Annotated in this window: 12 protein-coding genes; 6 read left to right on the plus strand and 6 right to left on the minus strand. The window is 47.5% G+C overall.

Going from position 1 to position 16,479, the window contains the following annotated elements:
- Positions 1–44: 44 nt before the first annotated feature.
- The 4 genes from SD450_RS08095 to SD450_RS08110 all read right to left on the minus strand — a co-directional run bounded on the left by SD450_RS08095 (position 45) and on the right by SD450_RS08110 (position 4,021).
- Entirely contained in the window at positions 45–1,505 is a 1,461-nt protein-coding gene (locus SD450_RS08095; protein WP_318344080.1) for a NupC/NupG family nucleoside CNT transporter, read from the minus strand.
- 6 nt (positions 1,506–1,511) lie between these two features.
- Positions 1,512–2,144: a bifunctional nuclease family protein gene (locus SD450_RS08100; protein ID WP_072878396.1), complete on the minus strand. Its 633-nt coding sequence runs from the start codon at positions 2,142–2,144 to the stop codon at positions 1,512–1,514.
- Positions 2,145–2,235: 91 nt separating this feature from the next.
- The gene (locus tag SD450_RS08105; RefSeq protein WP_318344081.1) at positions 2,236–3,204 is read right to left on the minus strand and encodes an electron transfer flavoprotein subunit alpha/FixB family protein; all 969 of its coding nucleotides are present in this window, start codon (positions 3,202–3,204) and stop codon (positions 2,236–2,238) included.
- 70 nt (positions 3,205–3,274) lie between these two features.
- Complete coding sequence (locus SD450_RS08110) at positions 3,275–4,021, minus strand: electron transfer flavoprotein subunit beta/FixA family protein (protein ID WP_151889796.1); 747 nt, start codon at positions 4,019–4,021, stop codon at positions 3,275–3,277.
- Positions 4,022–4,193: 172 nt separating this feature from the next.
- Here SD450_RS08110 and SD450_RS08115 point away from each other — a divergent pair, with 172 nt between their 5' ends.
- The 4 genes from SD450_RS08115 (at position 4,194) to SD450_RS08130 (ending at position 11,155) form a co-directional block, all read left to right on the plus strand.
- Complete coding sequence (locus tag SD450_RS08115) at positions 4,194–5,174, plus strand: pyruvate dehydrogenase complex E1 component subunit beta (protein ID WP_318344082.1); 981 nt, start codon at positions 4,194–4,196, stop codon at positions 5,172–5,174.
- 157 nt (positions 5,175–5,331) lie between these two features.
- The gene (locus tag SD450_RS08120) at positions 5,332–7,827 is read left to right on the plus strand and encodes a DUF5686 and carboxypeptidase-like regulatory domain-containing protein (protein WP_318344083.1); all 2,496 of its coding nucleotides are present in this window, start codon (positions 5,332–5,334) and stop codon (positions 7,825–7,827) included.
- 282 nt (positions 7,828–8,109) lie between these two features.
- Positions 8,110–8,637, plus strand: coding sequence for an inorganic diphosphatase (locus SD450_RS08125; protein ID WP_318344084.1), 528 nt, complete (start codon positions 8,110–8,112; stop codon positions 8,635–8,637).
- A 112-nt stretch (positions 8,638–8,749) separates the two neighbouring features.
- The gene (locus SD450_RS08130) at positions 8,750–11,155 is read left to right on the plus strand and encodes a sodium-translocating pyrophosphatase (protein WP_318344085.1); all 2,406 of its coding nucleotides are present in this window, start codon (positions 8,750–8,752) and stop codon (positions 11,153–11,155) included.
- 137 nt (positions 11,156–11,292) lie between these two features.
- On the opposite strand, the gene SD450_RS08135 is transcribed toward SD450_RS08130, so the two are convergent.
- Positions 11,293–12,006, minus strand: coding sequence for an energy transducer TonB (locus tag SD450_RS08135; protein ID WP_318344086.1), 714 nt, complete (start codon positions 12,004–12,006; stop codon positions 11,293–11,295).
- 143 nt (positions 12,007–12,149) lie between these two features.
- Positions 12,150–12,776 carry a deoxynucleoside kinase gene (locus SD450_RS08140; RefSeq protein ID WP_151889790.1) on the minus strand — a complete coding sequence of 209 codons (627 nt, stop codon included), beginning with the start codon at positions 12,774–12,776 and terminating at the stop codon, positions 12,150–12,152.
- 332 nt (positions 12,777–13,108) lie between these two features.
- On the opposite strand from SD450_RS08140, the gene metK reads away from it, so the two are divergent.
- Together metK and SD450_RS08150 are read left to right on the plus strand one after the other, a co-directional pair.
- On the plus strand, positions 13,109–14,362 hold the full coding sequence (gene metK / locus SD450_RS08145) for a methionine adenosyltransferase (protein ID WP_318344087.1): 1,254 nt from the start codon (positions 13,109–13,111) through the stop codon (positions 14,360–14,362).
- A 110-nt stretch (positions 14,363–14,472) separates the two neighbouring features.
- Complete coding sequence (locus SD450_RS08150) at positions 14,473–16,410, plus strand: CocE/NonD family hydrolase (RefSeq protein ID WP_318344088.1); 1,938 nt, start codon at positions 14,473–14,475, stop codon at positions 16,408–16,410.
- Positions 16,411–16,479 lie beyond the last annotated feature (69 nt).

A 16,479-nucleotide genomic window follows, 5' to 3' on the forward strand; every position in this document is an offset into this window, starting at 1 on the left:
ACCCTTGACCTTTTACCTTTTTCCCCATTTACCTTACACCATGTTTACCCCAAAATCATCCCGGCAATGGTAGCGGAAAGTAAAGAGGCCAAGGAACCGCCCAGAACGGCTTTCATCCCAAATTCGGAAAGCGTTTTGCGCTGGCCCGGGGCCAAGGAGCCTATCCCCCCGATCTGGATACCGATGGAAGCGAAGTTGGCAAAGCCACAGAGCATATAGGTGGCCATGATGACCGATTTGTTGTAGGTGAAGTGCATGCCACTGGCTACGTTCTTGAGTTCCGCCAGTTGGATGTATCCCACAAATTCACTGGCCGCCAGTTTGATGCCCAACAGTTGTCCCATGAGCATGACATCCTCGTTCGCCACCCCGATGAGCCACATAAGGGGCGCGAACACCGTACCGAGTATGGCTTCTAGTGAAAAACTCTCGTATGGGGAATTGGCTGCGATCCAATTGTTGAAAGTGGTCAGGTCGCCGACCCAGCCCAGAATACCATTGAGCATGGCGATAAAGGCCACAAAGACCAAGAGCATGGCGCCCACGTTCAGGGCCAGTTTCAATCCTTCGGTGGTCCCGTTGGCAATGGCGTCCAAGATGTTGGCGCCGATTTTTTCCGAAGAGACCTTCACATCGGTGTTGACCGCTTCGGTCTGCGGATACAATATTTTAGAGATCACAATGGCTCCTGGTGCGGCCATAACAGAGGCGGCCAAAAGGTGTTTGGCAAAGACAAGGCGCAGTTCAGGATCGTCCCCGCCCAAAAAACCAATGTAGGCGGCCAGTACGGCACCGGCCACAGTGGCCATTCCCCCGACCATGACCAGAAGGATCTCGGACTTGTTCATTTTTTCCAGATAGGCCTTGATCAGCAGTGGGGCCTCTGTCTGGCCCAAAAAGATATTCCCGGCCACGGAAAGACTTTCCGCCCCAGAAATCCCGAGGGATTTGGATAGTAGCCAAGCCATCGCCTTTACCACTTTTTGGATGACACCTAAATAAAAGAGCACGGAGGTGAGGGCGGAGAAGAACACAATGGTAGGGAGCACCTGAAAGGCAAAAATGTAGCCAAAAGTATCCATGTCCACTACGAGTCCTTCAAAAAGGAATCGACTTCCGGCCCTTGTAAATTCAAGGATGCTGACGAAGACCTCGCCTATTTTTTCAAAAATATATTGTACAAAAGGCACTTTCAATACCCCGATGGCAATCAAAAGTTGGAGTGCCAGGCCAATGCCCACTGTTTTCCAGTTGATGGCCTTTCGGTTGGAACTGAACAGAAACGAGATCAAGATCAAGACGGCCATCCCCAATGCACCGCGCCAAAGGGTGTTGAAGGAAAATCCTTGGTTGGGGACAATGCCAGAAGTGTTTTGCGTCGAAATGTCGTCAACGATGGTGGTGCCAATAGCGACATTGAGGGAGTCTGTGGGTAGGGAATTTTGGCCAAAAGCGACCGAACAAAGGAGCAGGAGTATCAGAAAACAGTTGGTCTTTTTCGCCATGTATGTTTATTTGCGCTTGGAAATTTCGTCCCGAAGTTTGGCTGCCTTTTCGTAGTCTTCATTGGCCACGGCCTTGTCCAGTTCTTTGTGGAGTTCATCGAGGGACATTTCGCGGTACCCGTGAGAGGCTGCCCCGGATTCGATTTCCACGGCTTCCCCTTCCTGAAGGATCTCGTCCACCACGATGCTGTCGTCCTCATCCTTTTCCTCATCTTCCTTCGATGAGAACTTTAGGAAGATACCGGCCTTGTCCAAAATGGTCTTGTAGGTGAAGATGGGGGCGTCAAAACGAAGGGCAAGGGCAATGGCGTCACTGGTCCTTGCATCAATGATCTCCTCCACATTGTCACGCTCACAAATGATACTGGAGTAGAAAACCCCATCCACCAATTTATGGATGATGACCTGTTTGATCACAATCTGGAACCTATCCGCAAAATTCTTGAACAGATCATGGGTGAGTGGTCTGGGCGGTTTGATTTCCTTTTCCAGGGCAATGGCAATGGACTGCGCCTCGAATGCCCCTATCACAATGGGAAGTTTTCGGTCTCCATCAACCTCATTTAAAATAAGGGCATAAGCGCCATTTTGTGTTTGACTGTATGATATTCCCTTTATTTTTAATCGAACTAAGCTCATAATCTCCTCCTAAAAACCCCAAAGGGCCGTTCAAATAAGTGGCAATGCCAGTTATCTGAACAGCCCCTTGCAATGGGCAAATTAACAAAATTTAAGCGTTTTGGGCTTTAAATTCCTTTAATTTTTCGATGAGCTTGGGCACTACCTCGAAGGCGTCCCCGACAATGCCGTAATCGGCCGCCTTGAAGAAGGGGGCCTCAGGGTCGTTGTTGATCACCACTTTGGTTTTTGAAGCACTTACCCCGGCCAGATGTTGGATGGCCCCAGAGATTCCAATGGCAATATAAAGATTACTTGCCACGGGCTTTCCGGTTTGGCCCACGTGTTCGCCATGTGGACGCCATCCTAGATCGGATACGGGCTTGGAGCAGGCAGTCGCGGCACCGAGGACATCGGCGAGCTCTTCGATCATTCCCCAATTTTCAGGGCCTTTGAGGCCTCGTCCACCCGATACCACAATATCGGCATCAGCAATAGTGGCTTTTCCGACCACTCTATCCACTTCCACAGATTTTACCGCAAAATCGCCATCGCTCAAGGAAGGGCTGAAGCTCTCTACAGTGGCAGAACCGCCATTTTCCTCCACGCCAAAGGCATTGCTGGACAGCCCGATGACCTTGATGTCCGCGCTGATTTCCGTGTGGGCAAAGCCCTTGTTGCTGAAAGCGGTCCTTTTGACCACAAAAGGGGAGGTGCTGTCTGGAGCGGAGACTACATTGGGTACATAGCCTGCATTCAATTTGGTGGTGAGTATGGGTGCCAAGAACTTACTGTCGGCACTGGAACTCAATATGATGACCTTGGCACCTTCGGCCTGGGCAGCTTGTGCCAGTGCATCGGCATAGGCCTTTGCATTGAAGGTTTCCAGTTTGTCGTCTGTTATTTTTAGGACCTTGGACACGCCATAGTTGCCCAAGGAGGCATCGTCACTGGCGTTGAAGGTGACCGCTGTGACACTGGTACCTAGGTCTTGGGCCACTTTGTGGGCATAGGAGGCCACTTCAAAGGCGTTTTTCTTAAATTTTCCCTTCAGGGATTCGGTATATACTAAAACTGACATAATTTTCTGAAATTTCAATTTTTCAAACCCCAAATGATTGGTATTTGGTGCTTTACATTTGAGTTTTGGGTTAAATTACTTTCGCTTCGTTGTGCAAAAGGTTGACCAGTTCGCCCACATTGTCCGCATCGACCAACTTGACCGCACCTTTTGGGGCAGGTTTTTCAAATTTTTGGTCTTGGGTAGGCTGTGGGGCGTCCACAGGCTCCACTACATTCAGTGCTTTTTGACGTGCCATCATGATGCCCCTCATGTTGGGAATGCGGAGATCACTTTCTTGGACCAGTCCTTTTTGACCCCCGATGACCAAGGGAAGGGTAGTGCTGATCTTTTCCTTTCCTCCATCAATTTCGCGCATGGCGGTGGCATTGTTGCCATCAATTTCCAACCCGATGCAGGTGTTCACGAAGTTCATGTCCAACAAGGTGGCCAGCATGCCGGGCACCATGCCTCCGTTATAGTCAATGGATTCCCTTCCTGCAATGACCAGGTCGTACCCGCCATTTTTGACCACTTCGGCCAACTGTTTGGCCACAAAAAAACCATCGGTTGGCTCCGCATTTACTCGGATGGCCTCATCGGCACCAATGGCCAAGGCCTTTCGTATGGTCGGCTCCGTCTGTGCACCGCCCACAGTGACCACATGCACAGCGGCACCCTGCTTCTCCTTGAACCACATGGCGCGTGTCAAACCAAACTCATCATTCGGATTGATAACAAACTGGACCCCGTTTGTGTCAAATTTGGTGTCGCCTTCCGTGAAGTTGATCTTGGACGTGGTATCCGGTACATTACTGATGCAAACTAGAATCTTCATATATGCTTAAGGTTTATGGTTTCAAATATAGTCATATAAATCTAAAATTTATTATGCATGCATAATAAATTTTGTTCTTTTTTTTAGTTTCATGCAAAGCTTTGTTCTTTTAGTTTTTCCTATTTTTGCTTGCATTTTTAAGGATACTGACGAATCATATTAGTACGATATAATGAAGACAATTCAATTCAGGGAAGCCATAGCCGAGGCCATGAGCGAGGAAATGAGAAGGGACGACACCATTTATTTGATGGGCGAGGAAGTCGCCGAATATAACGGTGCCTACAAGGCTTCCAAAGGAATGTTGGACGAGTTTGGCCCCGAGCGCGTGTTGGACACCCCGATTTCAGAGCTTGGTTTTGCCGGTATCGGTGTCGGTTCAGCCATGAACGGGAACAGACCTATTATTGAATTTATGACTTTCAACTTCTCTTTGGTGGGGATTGATCAGATCATCAACAACGCTGCGAAGATCCGCCAAATGTCAGCTGGTCAGTTCAACTGTCCCATTGTGTTCAGGGGGCCAACGGCCTCTGCGGGACAATTGGCCGCTACACACTCCCAGGCCTTTGAAAGTTGGTTCGCCAACTGCCCTGGTCTTAAGGTAGTGGTCCCATCCAACCCTGCCGATGCGAAGGGCTTGTTGAAATCCGCCATTCGCGATGACGACCCCGTGATCTTTATGGAATCCGAGCAGATGTATGGTGACAAAGGTGAGGTTCCTGAGGGAGAGTACACCATTCCATTGGGTGTGGCCGACATCAAAAGGGAAGGAACGGATGTGACCATTGTTTCCTTTGGAAAGATCATCAAGGAAGCCTACAAGGCTGCCGAAGAATTGGAAAAAGAAGGTATCAGCTGTGAGATCATCGATTTGCGTACCGTGCGCCCTATGGACATCAATGCCATCATCACTTCTGTTAAAAAGACCAACAGGATGGTGATTTTGGAAGAAGCGTGGCCATTCGGTAACGTGGCCACCGAAATCATCTACCACGTTCAGGACAAGGCATTCGATTATTTGGATGCACCCATTGTTAAAATAAACACTGCGGACACGCCAGCACCTTATTCTCCAGTGCTTTTGGCCGAATGGTTGCCCAACCACGAGGATGTGATTAAGGCTGTTAAGAAAGTGTTATATAAGCTATAGTATCCTATTTCTAAGGTATATTAGCCCCGTCAACAGAGTTGTCGGGGCTTTTTTAGGGAACAATTTTTGATAGGAAACTACTTTTGAACCAAATTTGACCGAAATTGAAAACGGGAAGCCTTTGGTGGTTCTCCCTAATTGTCCCATATATCTGAACATGAAAAGATATCTCCTTCTTTTTTTCTGCCTTACTTTTTTAACTGCCTTTTCCCAGACCAAGATCGAGGGAATCGTCATGGATGACTCGGGAATGCCCATTGCCTTTGCCAATATCATCTTCACGGGTTCGACCGAAGGCACCATCACCAACGACAATGGCCGTTTCTATTTTGAATCGGACAATACCTATAAAGCCATCAAGGTGTCTTTTATGGGGTATGAATCCAAGGAAATCCCGCTCACCCAAAAAGTGAACTATGGGATGGAGATCGTGCTGGCGGAATCCGCCGAACAGCTGAAAGAGGTGGTGGTCTATACCGGAAAACAGTCCAAAAAGAACAATCCGGCGATAGATATTCTCAGAAAAATCTGGGAAAAAAAGCGGGAGAACGGGGTCCGTAAGTTCAAGCAATACCAATATGACAAATACGAAAAGGTGGAGTTCGACCTCAATACGATAGACAGTGCCCTGATAAAAAGTAAACTTTTCAAGGGGTTGGAATTCATGTTCGAGGACTTGGACACGTCCCGGATCACGGGAAAAACCTACCTCCCCATCTTTTTGAACGAGACCTTCTCAAAAGTCTATGGCGACAACACGCTTGAAAAGGAAAAAGAGGACGTTCTGGGCAACAAGAGTTCAGGGTTCAGTGGCAACCAAGCCATCACAGCCTTTGTGGAGGACCTGTATTCGGACTATGACATTTATGACAACTATCTGAAATTTTTCGATAAGAGTTTCACCAGCCCCTTGTCCAAAACCGGGATTGACACTTATAATTATGTGCTTTCGGACAGTACTTTTATCGACAATAAATGGTGCTACAATATCATTTATTACCCCAGACGGAAGAACGAGCTCACCTTCAAAGGGGACTTTTGGGTGAACGACACCACCTTCGCCATCAAGAAGATCAACATGCAGGTCACCAAAAGTGCGAACATCAACTGGGTGAAGGAAATCTATATCGAACAGGAGTTCAACGTGGTGAGCGATTCGGTCTTTTTGCTCAAGCGTGACTATATGCTGAGCGATTTCAGTTTTTCGAAAAAGGAAACATCAAAAGGTGTGTATGGCAAGCGGACCACGGTCTATGACAATTACAATTTCAACACCAACCGTCCCGAGGAATTTTACAAAGCCGTCTCCGATCCCTATGACCCGAGAGTGTTCTCGCAGGACAGTGTGTTCTGGGAAAATGCCCGTTTGGAAAACCTGAACGAAGACGAGTCCGGGATCTTCAAGTTACTGGACACCCTGAAGACCGTGCCGAAGTTCAGGACCTATTACGACATTGTCAGCATTCTGGGTTCGGGCTATGTCGAAATTGACAAATGGAACATCGACATTGGGGACATCTACAGCACTTTTGGTTATAACGATGCCGAAGGAATCCGATTGCGGGGCGGTGCACGGACCTATTTTGGGCAAAACGATACTTGGCGTCTGGAAGGCTATATGGCCTATGGGTTTGACGACAAAAAGTTCAAGCACGGTTTTTCGGGCAAGTTCCTGCTGGACCGAAAGAGCAGGCTTATCGTTTCCGGCGGTAACCGAAGGGACATAGAGCAATTGGGGCTCAGTCTCACCAGCACCAATGACGTGCTGGGAAGGAGCATTGCATCGTCTTCCTTGGTCACGGTCGGCTCCAATGATAGGCTCACCAACATCAACCTGTCCACCTTCAATGTGGAGATGGAACCCGTGAAAAACTTTAGGATCAGTGTGGGAAGTTCGTTCCGGACCTTGAGTTCCGCATTGCCCGAAGCCTTCAATCTGGATTATGTGGACCCCAGTTCGCCCACGGGCGTATCTTCCGAAGTGAAACAGATGGACCTGACCACTACGTTGATCTACACGCCCGGCAAACGGACCATTGGTTATGGGGTGGAAAGGGCCAACATCAATGACGATTACAGCACTCTGGTGCTCAACTATACCAAAGGTATAAGTGGTTTTTTGGAAAGTGATTTCGATTACGAACGATTGCAGTTCTCATACAGGCAACCTTGGCAGATAGGGGGATTGGGCCGATTGACGAGCAGTGTGGAACTGGGCAAGACCTTTGGCGAGGTCCCGTTGAGTCTATTGAGCGTCATTCCAGGTAACCAGACCCTTTTCTCATTATATAATGTGTTCCCCAACCTTGATTTTTATGAGTTTGTGACCGATACGTATGCGACCGTGCATTTGGAGCATAATTTCAATGGGCGCATATTTTCGAGGGTTCCTTTTTTACGCAAGCTGAACCTTCGGGAAATTGTAGGGCTCAGGGGAGCTTGGGGCCAATTGTCCGACGAGAACATTGCGCTGAGCGCACCTGCCAATATCCCTTTGATGGCCCCGGAAGATCAGATTTATTGGGAATACTCCGTCGGGGTAGGCAACATCTTTAAGATATTGCGGATCGACTTTAATTTCAGGGGCAATTATTTGGACAATCCCAATGCACGCCGATTTGGAATCACGGGAACCTTCGGATTTAACTTTTGATGGATTTAATTAGGCTTCCTAAAATCATTTGATTTGATTGATGGTGATTCGATTTTCATTGGTTGCGACTCCCTTCGACTTCGCTCAGGGATCAACGCTCAACCATCAAAAATCACTCGAACTGACAAATTCATATTCAAATGAGCAAGGGGTAAAAGTCTATTTTCTTGTGTCTGGCAACGTAGCGGTCCCATGTCATACAAAAGGCAAGCAGTTTAAACCGATTTATTTGCCCTATTCCAGCCATACTGGTTATTTTTGCACCAAATTAAAACTTCAAGAATGTCCAAAAAACAATCAGTCACTTTTGACGTGCTCATCGAAATTCCAAAGGGTAGCCGAAACAAATACGAATACGACTTTACTTTACACAAAATACGGTTCGACCGTACCCTCTTTTCTTCCATGATGTATCCCGGCGATTATGGTTTTGTGCCGGAGACCTTGGCCTTGGACCAAGATCCATTGGACGTACTCGTATTGGGAACCGAGCCTACCTATCCGATGGTGGTGATGGAGGTGAAGCCCGTTGGGGTTTTCCATATGACCGATGAAAAAGGGCCCGATGAAAAATTGATCTGTGTGCCCGTGTCCGATCCCATCTGGAGCAAAAGGGACGATATCAGCGAGCTGAACCCGCATAGGTTGAAGGAAATAGAGCATTTTTTCCAAGTGTACAAGGACCTTGAAAAGAAGAAAGTGGACACCGGCGGATGGGGCGGTGTGGACGAAGCCATCCAGATTTACCACGAATGTGTGAAGCGGTATGACGAGAGTGAACACAAAAAGAAACGAACCTATACCATATAAGTAATAATCATTGCTAAAAAATACGCTATTGTTTATGAATGGCGTATTTTTTTTATTACTTCGTATTTTACTACTTTAGCAGCCGTTAAAAATTTCTTAAACAACTCAAATTATGGATTTGATCGTAAAATTTCTGCCCGTTTTCGGTATCCTGGGCCTGTTGTACGTTTTCATAAAGAACGTATGGATTTCCAAACAAGAGGTCGGTGACGCTAAAATGGCGCGAATCGCCAAGAACATTGCGGATGGGGCAATGTCGTTCTTAAAGGCAGAATACAAAATACTCAGCATATTTGTTTTGGCCGTGGCCGTACTTTTGTTCTTCAAAGGGAGCAATGAGGCCGGTTCCAATGGTATGGTGGCCGTCTCCTTTGTTGTGGGCGCCATCTGTTCTGCCTTGGCAGGTTTCATTGGGATGAAGGTCGCCACAAAGGCCAACGTAAGGACCACAAATGCAGCAAGGACCTCTTTGGGCAAGGCCCTCGAAGTCGCTTTTGCCGGTGGGGCCGTTATGGGTCTTGGTGTTGTGGGTCTTGGTGTTCTTGGATTGAGTGGACTTTTTATGATATACAGTGGCCAAGGCTGGGAACTTGGTGAAGTGCTCAATGTACTTTCAGGATTTTCACTTGGTGCATCGTCCATCGCACTTTTTGCGCGTGTGGGAGGTGGAATCTACACTAAAGCGGCCGACGTAGGGGCCGACCTTGTTGGAAAAGTGGAAGCCGGTATTCCGGAAGATCACCCATTGAACCCTGCTACCATTGCGGATAACGTTGGGGACAACGTAGGGGATGTGGCCGGTATGGGTGCCGACCTTTTTGAATCCTATGTAGGTTCCATTATCGGAACCATGGTATTGGGAGCCGTTTTTGCCGGATTACCAGAGTTCCAAACAGCCTTTGATGGTCTTGGAGCAGTGTACCTGCCTTTGGCATTGGCAGCGGTGGGCATCGTGATGTCCATTATAGGGACCTTTTTTGTGAAAGTAAAGGATGGCGGAAACCCACAGACCGCATTGAACATAGGTGAATTTGGTTCCGCCGGGCTTATGTTGGTGGCTTCCTATTTCATCATTAAAGGTATGTTGCCAGAATCTTGGGTCGAAGGAGGCACTGAATATACCTCTTTGGGTGTGTTCTTGGCAACTATCGCAGGTTTGGTGGCCGGACTTTTGGTCGGTAAGATCACCGAATATTATACAGGAACGGGGACAAAACCCGTAAACTCCATCGTTCGCCAGTCCGAAACAGGATCGGCGACCAACATTATTGCAGGATTGGGTGTTGGGATGATGTCAACCGCCATTCCGATCGTTTTGATCGCTGCGGCCATTTTGGTTTCCCACCACTTTGCCGGACTTTACGGAATCGCGATCGCTGCCGTGGGTATGTTGGCAAACACAGGAATCCAGTTGGCGGTCGATGCCTACGGACCTATTTCTGACAACGCAGGAGGTATTGCCGAAATGGCGGAACTACCAAAAGAAGTTCGCGAAAGAACAGATAAATTGGATGCTGTTGGAAACACTACAGCGGCCATCGGAAAAGGATTTGCCATTGCTTCTGCGGCCTTGACTGCCTTGGCACTTTTTGCAGCTTTTATGAAGACCGCAGGGGTGCAGTCCATCGACGTTTCACAACCGGACATCATGGCGGGACTTTTGATAGGAGGTATGCTTCCCTTCGTGTTCTCCGCACTTTCCATGAATGCAGTGGGTAGGGCGGCCATGGCCATGATCGAGGAAGTACGTCGCCAGTTCAGGGACATTCCCCAACTGAAAGCGGCATTGGAGGTGATGCGGAAGTATGATTCCGATATATCCAAGGCATCTGCCGAGGACAGAAAAATATTTGATGCTGCCGATGGTGTAGCGGAATACGATAAATGTGTGGCCATTTCAACCAAGGCCTCCATCAAGGAAATGGTATTGCCCGGATTGTTGGCAATTGCCGTCCCCGTTGCCGTCGGGTTCATCGGTGGTGCCGAAATGTTGGGAGGTTTGTTGGCAGGCGTGACCACAGCTGGTGTGTTGATGGCCATTTTCCAATCCAACGCAGGTGGAGCTTGGGACAATGCCAAGAAGACCATCGAAAGCGAAGGCCGTAAGGGAAGTGATGCCCACAAGGCAGCCGTAGTGGGTGATACCGTAGGTGATCCGTTCAAGGATACCTCAGGCCCTTCTTTGAACATCTTGTTGAAATTGATGTCCGTTGTGGCATTGGTGATAGCCCCTAGTTTGGTAAGCCTTTCTTCTGCGGACGGCGTTAGCATGACCAAGGAAGATGGAACTACCATTACAATTTCTGAGGATGGTATGAAAGAATCCAGGACCATCGAAAAGCAGATTCGTATCGAAATGAGCAATACGGCTGAAGGAGCTTACAAAGCTGTTGTTACCTCAAGCACTGAGGTCGATGGTGAGGTGAAAGAAGAAACCAAGGAATTTGTTGCCGACACCAAGGAAGAAGTGGAAAAATTGGTGGAAGCCTATAAAAACAGTGCTAAGGCAAAGAATTAGCGCTCGCTTTACCCTAAAGCTGAAAAAACCACGCCTTGGCGTGGTTTTTTTATGGGATCAATCCAATACCTGTCATATCGGGCTGTCATCCTGAGTGCAGTCGAAGGAGTGACAGAAGAAATAGTCAAGATGCAGGGTTAATTCAATCTAAAGGTGATGGGAATGGAATAGGGAACCTTTACGGAAGTACCCCTCTGTTTGCCCGGTGCCATTTTGGGCAATTTGGAAATGATTCTGGCCGCCTCGGTCTCCAAACTCTTGTCCGGCCCGCGCATTTGTACGTTTCCGATGCTTCCATCCTTTTGGATCACAAAAATGACGTTCACCCGGCCTTCGATGCCCATTTCTTGGGCCAATTCCGGGTAGCGGAAGTTTTTACGGATATGGTTCTGCATCATTTCCTGAAAACAGTCTCTTTTTTCTTTTTCGGTCTTTTCGTTTTCGCAGCCCGGGAACACAGGGGCATTTTCGATGAGGACAAAGGGTATTTGGTCAGGGATGTCCTCCTTGGCTACTTCAATGTCTTCAATTTTAGCAATTTCTTCATTTTGATCGGTTTCTGAAGATTCTATGACAGTTTCTTCAATTTCGGTGTCATTCTCTTCAATTTTAATTTCAGGAGGAGATTGGATCTTGGGTTTTGGAAGTTCAATTTTTTGGATGGTGATTGGCACTTCTTCATCGGGCAAGATGTTAGGGTCGATTAGGCCAACTTCCCAGTCACTGGTCGTGTCGTAGGTCTTCCACTCCAAGGCCAAAAAGGCCATAAGCATTATCATTGTCATTCCCACAAAAAAATAGAGCAGGCTGTTTCGGTTGGGGTCCAGTTTTCGGTTCTTTTTAGGTTCCATGATTTTCAAGTTTTTGGCCCAAAGGGCGTAGTTAACAGTTGGTCTAAACTACTTTGAAAATCAACCTATAAAAAGGAGGAATGAGGGAACGGGTCGTTTGGGTGAGGGAATGGACAAACTTTTCCTTGCCTGACCTGTTATGACTAACTATTGGAGTCGAACAACCCGTGGATCTCTGCATCGATTCGGTTGATGACCTTGCCCAGATCTTCGGGATCGGAAACAAAATCCAAATCGTCCACATCAAAAATGAGCAATTTGCCTTTGGCATAGGTGTTGGCCCAAGCTTCGTAGCGTTCGTTCAGTCGGCTGAGGTAATCAATGGAAATGGAGTTTTCATAGTCCCGCCCCCGTTTGTGGATCTGGTTCACCAAATTGGGGATGGAACTGCGGAGGTAGATCAATAGGTCCGGCGGTTCCACCAAACTTTCCATCAGCTCAAAAAGACTCCTGTAGTTCTCAAAATCACGGTTGGTCATCAGCCCCATGGCATGGAGGTTGGGCGCAAAAATATGGGCATCCTCATAAATGGTCCGGTCCTGGATTACATCCTTTCCACTTTCCCTAATCTTTAAGATCTGTCTGTAGCGGCTGTTCAGGAAGTAAATCTGCAGGTTAAAACTCCAACGTTCCATCTGGGTATAGAAATCATCCAGATAGGGATTGTCCACTACGTCCTCAAAATGGGCATCCCACTTGTAGTGTTTAGCAAGCAAGTTGGTCAGGGTGGTCTTTCCGGCGCCAATGTTTCCTGCTACTGCAATGTGCATAAGATGTTGGTGTTTATGATGTTGGTGTTCGAGGACTAGGGAAATCTAATCGGCGCAATATACAAAGTATATCCGCTTGAAGAAAAAAAACTGGATGAAATGGAAAAGAGGACAAACGCTACGGAACAAAGTTTTGAAATATCATTCAAATATGTACTTTTGCCCATCGGAACGAGGAAAGATTTGACTGATTGCAACCTCCGTAGCCAAAATAAATTGGCACAAGAAAAATGCTAAAGCAGTTCGTGTTGGGCATTGCCCGGCACCACTCTTCAAGGGTAACGAACTTCTTTGCTGGGCATAGGTCAGAATATTTCCATTAAATAAGAACAATGCCATATTTGTTTACATCAGAATCTGTTAGTGAGGGTCATCCGGATAAGATCGCGGACCAGATCAGTGATGCCCTATTGGATAATTTTTTGGCCTTCGATCCTGAGAGCAAAGTAGCCTGCGAGACCTTGGTGACCACGGGTCAGGTGGTCTTGGCCGGCGAGGTGAAGAGCCATACCTATGTGGATTTGCAGAGCATTGCCAGGGATGTCATCAACAATATTGGCTATACCAAGGGCGAATATAAGTTCAGTGGCGATTCCTGTGGGGTGATCTCATTGATCCACGAACAGTCGCAGGACATCAACCAAGGCGTGGACAGGGGCAGCAAAGAGGAGCAAGGTGCCGGTGACCAGGGCATGATGTTCGGTTATGCCACCAAGGAAACCGACAATTACATGCCTTTGGCGTTGGATATTTCCCATAAGATCTTGCAGGTACTTGCCGATTTGCGTAGGGAAGGAAAACGCATCAGCTATCTGCGTCCCGATGCCAAGGCACAGGTGACCATTGAATATTCCGATGACAACGTGCCACAGCGTATCGATACGATAGTGGTTTCCACCCAGCACGATGAGTTTGCTGCGGATGAGGTGATGTTGAAACAGATCAAGGAAGACATCATCAATATTCTTATCCCTGAGGTGAAAAGCCTGTTGCCCGAGGATATCCAGAAACTTTTCAATGACAAGATCAAATACCATATCAACCCGACCGGTAAGTTTGTGATCGGTGGTCCACATGGTGATACCGGATTGACCGGTAGAAAGATCATTGTGGATACCTACGGCGGCAAGGGAGCCCATGGTGGAGGTGCCTTTAGTGGCAAGGACCCGAGCAAAGTGGACCGAAGTGCCGCTTACGCCGCACGGCATGTGGCCAAGAACTTGGTGGCCGCTGGAGTGGCCAATGAGGTTTTGGTACAGGTCAGTTATGCCATCGGGGTAGTGGAGCCCACTTCCATTTTTGTGGAAACCTATGGTTCTGCCAATGTAAAACTAAGTGATGGTGAGATTGCGAAGAAAGTATCGGAGCTGTTCGATATGAGACCCTTTGCCATTGAAGAGCGCTTGAAACTGCGCAATCCCATCTATCTGGAAACCGCTGCCTATGGCCATTTGGGCAAAGAACCACAAACCTTGACCAAGGTATTCGAATCTCCCTACAACGGAAGGATTGAAAAAGAAGTGGAACTCTTCACTTGGGAAAAACTGGATATGGTGGACAAGGTGAAAGCAGCATTTGGTCTATAACCCAATATTCATTCACATACAAATGGAAAGGAGCTCTTTTGGAAGGGCTCCTTTTTTATTGGCACACTTTGGGGAACTTTAGTAGATTTAGGGATTCAAAATTGAAAAGCATGAAAAGTTCGGTTAGAATCCTGTTTCTGAGTATCTGTTTCTTATTTGTAGCGGTCAGTTGCAAAAAAACAGTCAAGACCGAAGAGCAGCCAGTTGTTGACACCTATGTGGCCGACCACTACACCAAGAAAGAGGTGGATATTGAAATGCGGGACGGGATAAAACTGCACACCACCATATATTCCCCAAAGGACACGTCCAAAAAATATCCCATTATCATGCAACGTACACCCTATAGTTCACAGCCCTATGGGGAAGGTAATTTTAGGACCAAGATCGGGCCCAATGAGCATTTGATGAAGGAAGGGAACATCATCGTCTATCAAGATGTTCGCGGACGTTGGCTCAGCGAAGGGCATTATGAGAACATGAGGGCCTATATTCCCAACAAGACCTCCAATGACCAAGTGGACGAAAGCTCCGACACCTATGACACTATAGAATGGTTGATCAACAATGTGGAAAACAACAATGGCAAGGTCGGTGTTTGGGGGATTTCGTACCCCGGTTACTATGCCACCTATGCCACTGTTGACGCACACCCTGCGCTAAAGGCGGCATCGCCCCAGGCCTGTATCGGGGATTTCTTTTTTGATGATTTCCACCATAATGGCGCCTATCTGCTGAGCTATTTTAGGGCGACTTCCCTGTTCGGGACGCCTAGGCCCAATGGTGATCAGCCCATCGATACCGCTTGGTACACCCTTCCCGAACTTCCTACCGAAGATCAATACCAGTTCTTTTTGGATGCAGGTCCGTTAAAGAATCTGGACTACTTTTTTGAATATGAAACAGCAGACACCCCCACCATGCGTCCCGAAGGTGTCACCGATGATTATTTTTGGAACGAACTCAAGGAACATCCCAATTATGATGAAATGTGGCAGTCCAAAGGCTTGATTCAACATTTGAAGAATGTAAAGAGCAGCGTGGCCACCATGATCGTGGGCGGTTGGTTCGATGCGGAAGACCTCTACGGACCCTTGGAGACCTATAAGAATATTGAAAAATACAATGAGGGCAACTACAATACCATGGTCTTTGGTCCATGGGATCACGGCGGATGGGCCCGAACCGTGGACAGGAATGTGGTGGGCAATTATTATTTTGGGGATTCCATTTCCTTGTTTTTCCAAAAAGATATTGAAACCAAATTCTTCAATCACTTTTTGAAAGGAGATGGAAGTCCAGATTCAGGATTGCCCGAAGCCTATGTGTTCGATACGGGCAAAAAGGAATGGAAGACCTATGACACATGGCCGCCCGAAAATGCTTCGAAGCAGACCATGTACCTTTCCGAGGACCAAGAGTTGACCCAAACACAAAATGGAACAACGGGTATCCAGTTTATCAGTGACATCAAAAAACCAGTGCCCTATTCCGAGGATATCAAGACTGTGTTCACCCCTCGAAAATACATGACAGATGATCAGCGTTTTGCGGCCAGACGTTCCGATGTACTTGTTTTTGAAACCGATGTTTTGGAGAATGACCTCACTTTGGCAGGGGATATCCTGGCCCATTTGAAAGTGGCCACAACAGGTACTGCCGCGGATTGGATCGTAAAGATCATCGATGTGCACCCTGCGGATGCCGAGACCAATGAAGAAATGCAGAACCACCTCAAGATGAGCAATTACCATTTGATGGTGCGAAGCGAGGTAATGCGTGGACGGTTTAGGAACAGTTTTTCCGACCCCGAACCTTTTACGCCCAACCAAAAAACGGATGTGGACATCAAGTTACAGGATGTGTTCCATACCTTCAAAAAGGGGCACAAATTACAGGTGCAGGTACAAAGTACCTGGTTCCCGCTGATCGATTTGAACCCACAGACCTATGTGGAGAATATCTTCAAGGCCGATGAATCGGACTTCAAGACCCAGACCCATACCGTTTTCACGGATTCGAACATTGAGTTCACGGTGTTGAAATAGAAGACGGGCCATGTTTTGGTGAATTTTTTCTGAAAGATTAGGAAATTCCATCTTTCCATCAGTATATTT

Source organism: Flagellimonas baculiformis (genome assembly GCF_033441575.1).
GTDB classification, from domain to species: domain Bacteria; phylum Bacteroidota; class Bacteroidia; order Flavobacteriales; family Flavobacteriaceae; genus Flagellimonas; species Flagellimonas baculiformis.

Coding starts and splice junctions, on each gene's coding strand:
- SD450_RS08105 (WP_318344081.1), bottom strand. CDS start 3,204: ATGTCAGTTTTAGTATATACCGAATCCCTGAAGGGAAAATTTAAGAAA.
- SD450_RS08125 (WP_318344084.1), top strand. CDS start 8,110: ATGTCCAAAAAACAATCAGTCACTTTTGACGTGCTCATCGAAATTCCA.
- metK (WP_318344087.1), top strand. CDS start 13,109: ATGCCATATTTGTTTACATCAGAATCTGTTAGTGAGGGTCATCCGGAT.
- SD450_RS08095 (WP_318344080.1), bottom strand. CDS start 1,505: ATGGCGAAAAAGACCAACTGTTTTCTGATACTCCTGCTCCTTTGTTCG.
- SD450_RS08120 (WP_318344083.1), top strand. CDS start 5,332: ATGAAAAGATATCTCCTTCTTTTTTTCTGCCTTACTTTTTTAACTGCC.
- SD450_RS08130 (WP_318344085.1), top strand. CDS start 8,750: ATGGATTTGATCGTAAAATTTCTGCCCGTTTTCGGTATCCTGGGCCTG.
- SD450_RS08135 (WP_318344086.1), bottom strand. CDS start 12,006: ATGGAACCTAAAAAGAACCGAAAACTGGACCCCAACCGAAACAGCCTG.
- SD450_RS08110 (WP_151889796.1), bottom strand. CDS start 4,021: ATGAAGATTCTAGTTTGCATCAGTAATGTACCGGATACCACGTCCAAG.
- SD450_RS08140 (WP_151889790.1), bottom strand. CDS start 12,776: ATGCACATTGCAGTAGCAGGAAACATTGGCGCCGGAAAGACCACCCTG.
- SD450_RS08150 (WP_318344088.1), top strand. CDS start 14,473: ATGAAAAGTTCGGTTAGAATCCTGTTTCTGAGTATCTGTTTCTTATTT.
- SD450_RS08100 (WP_072878396.1), bottom strand. CDS start 2,144: ATGAGCTTAGTTCGATTAAAAATAAAGGGAATATCATACAGTCAAACA.
- SD450_RS08115 (WP_318344082.1), top strand. CDS start 4,194: ATGAAGACAATTCAATTCAGGGAAGCCATAGCCGAGGCCATGAGCGAG.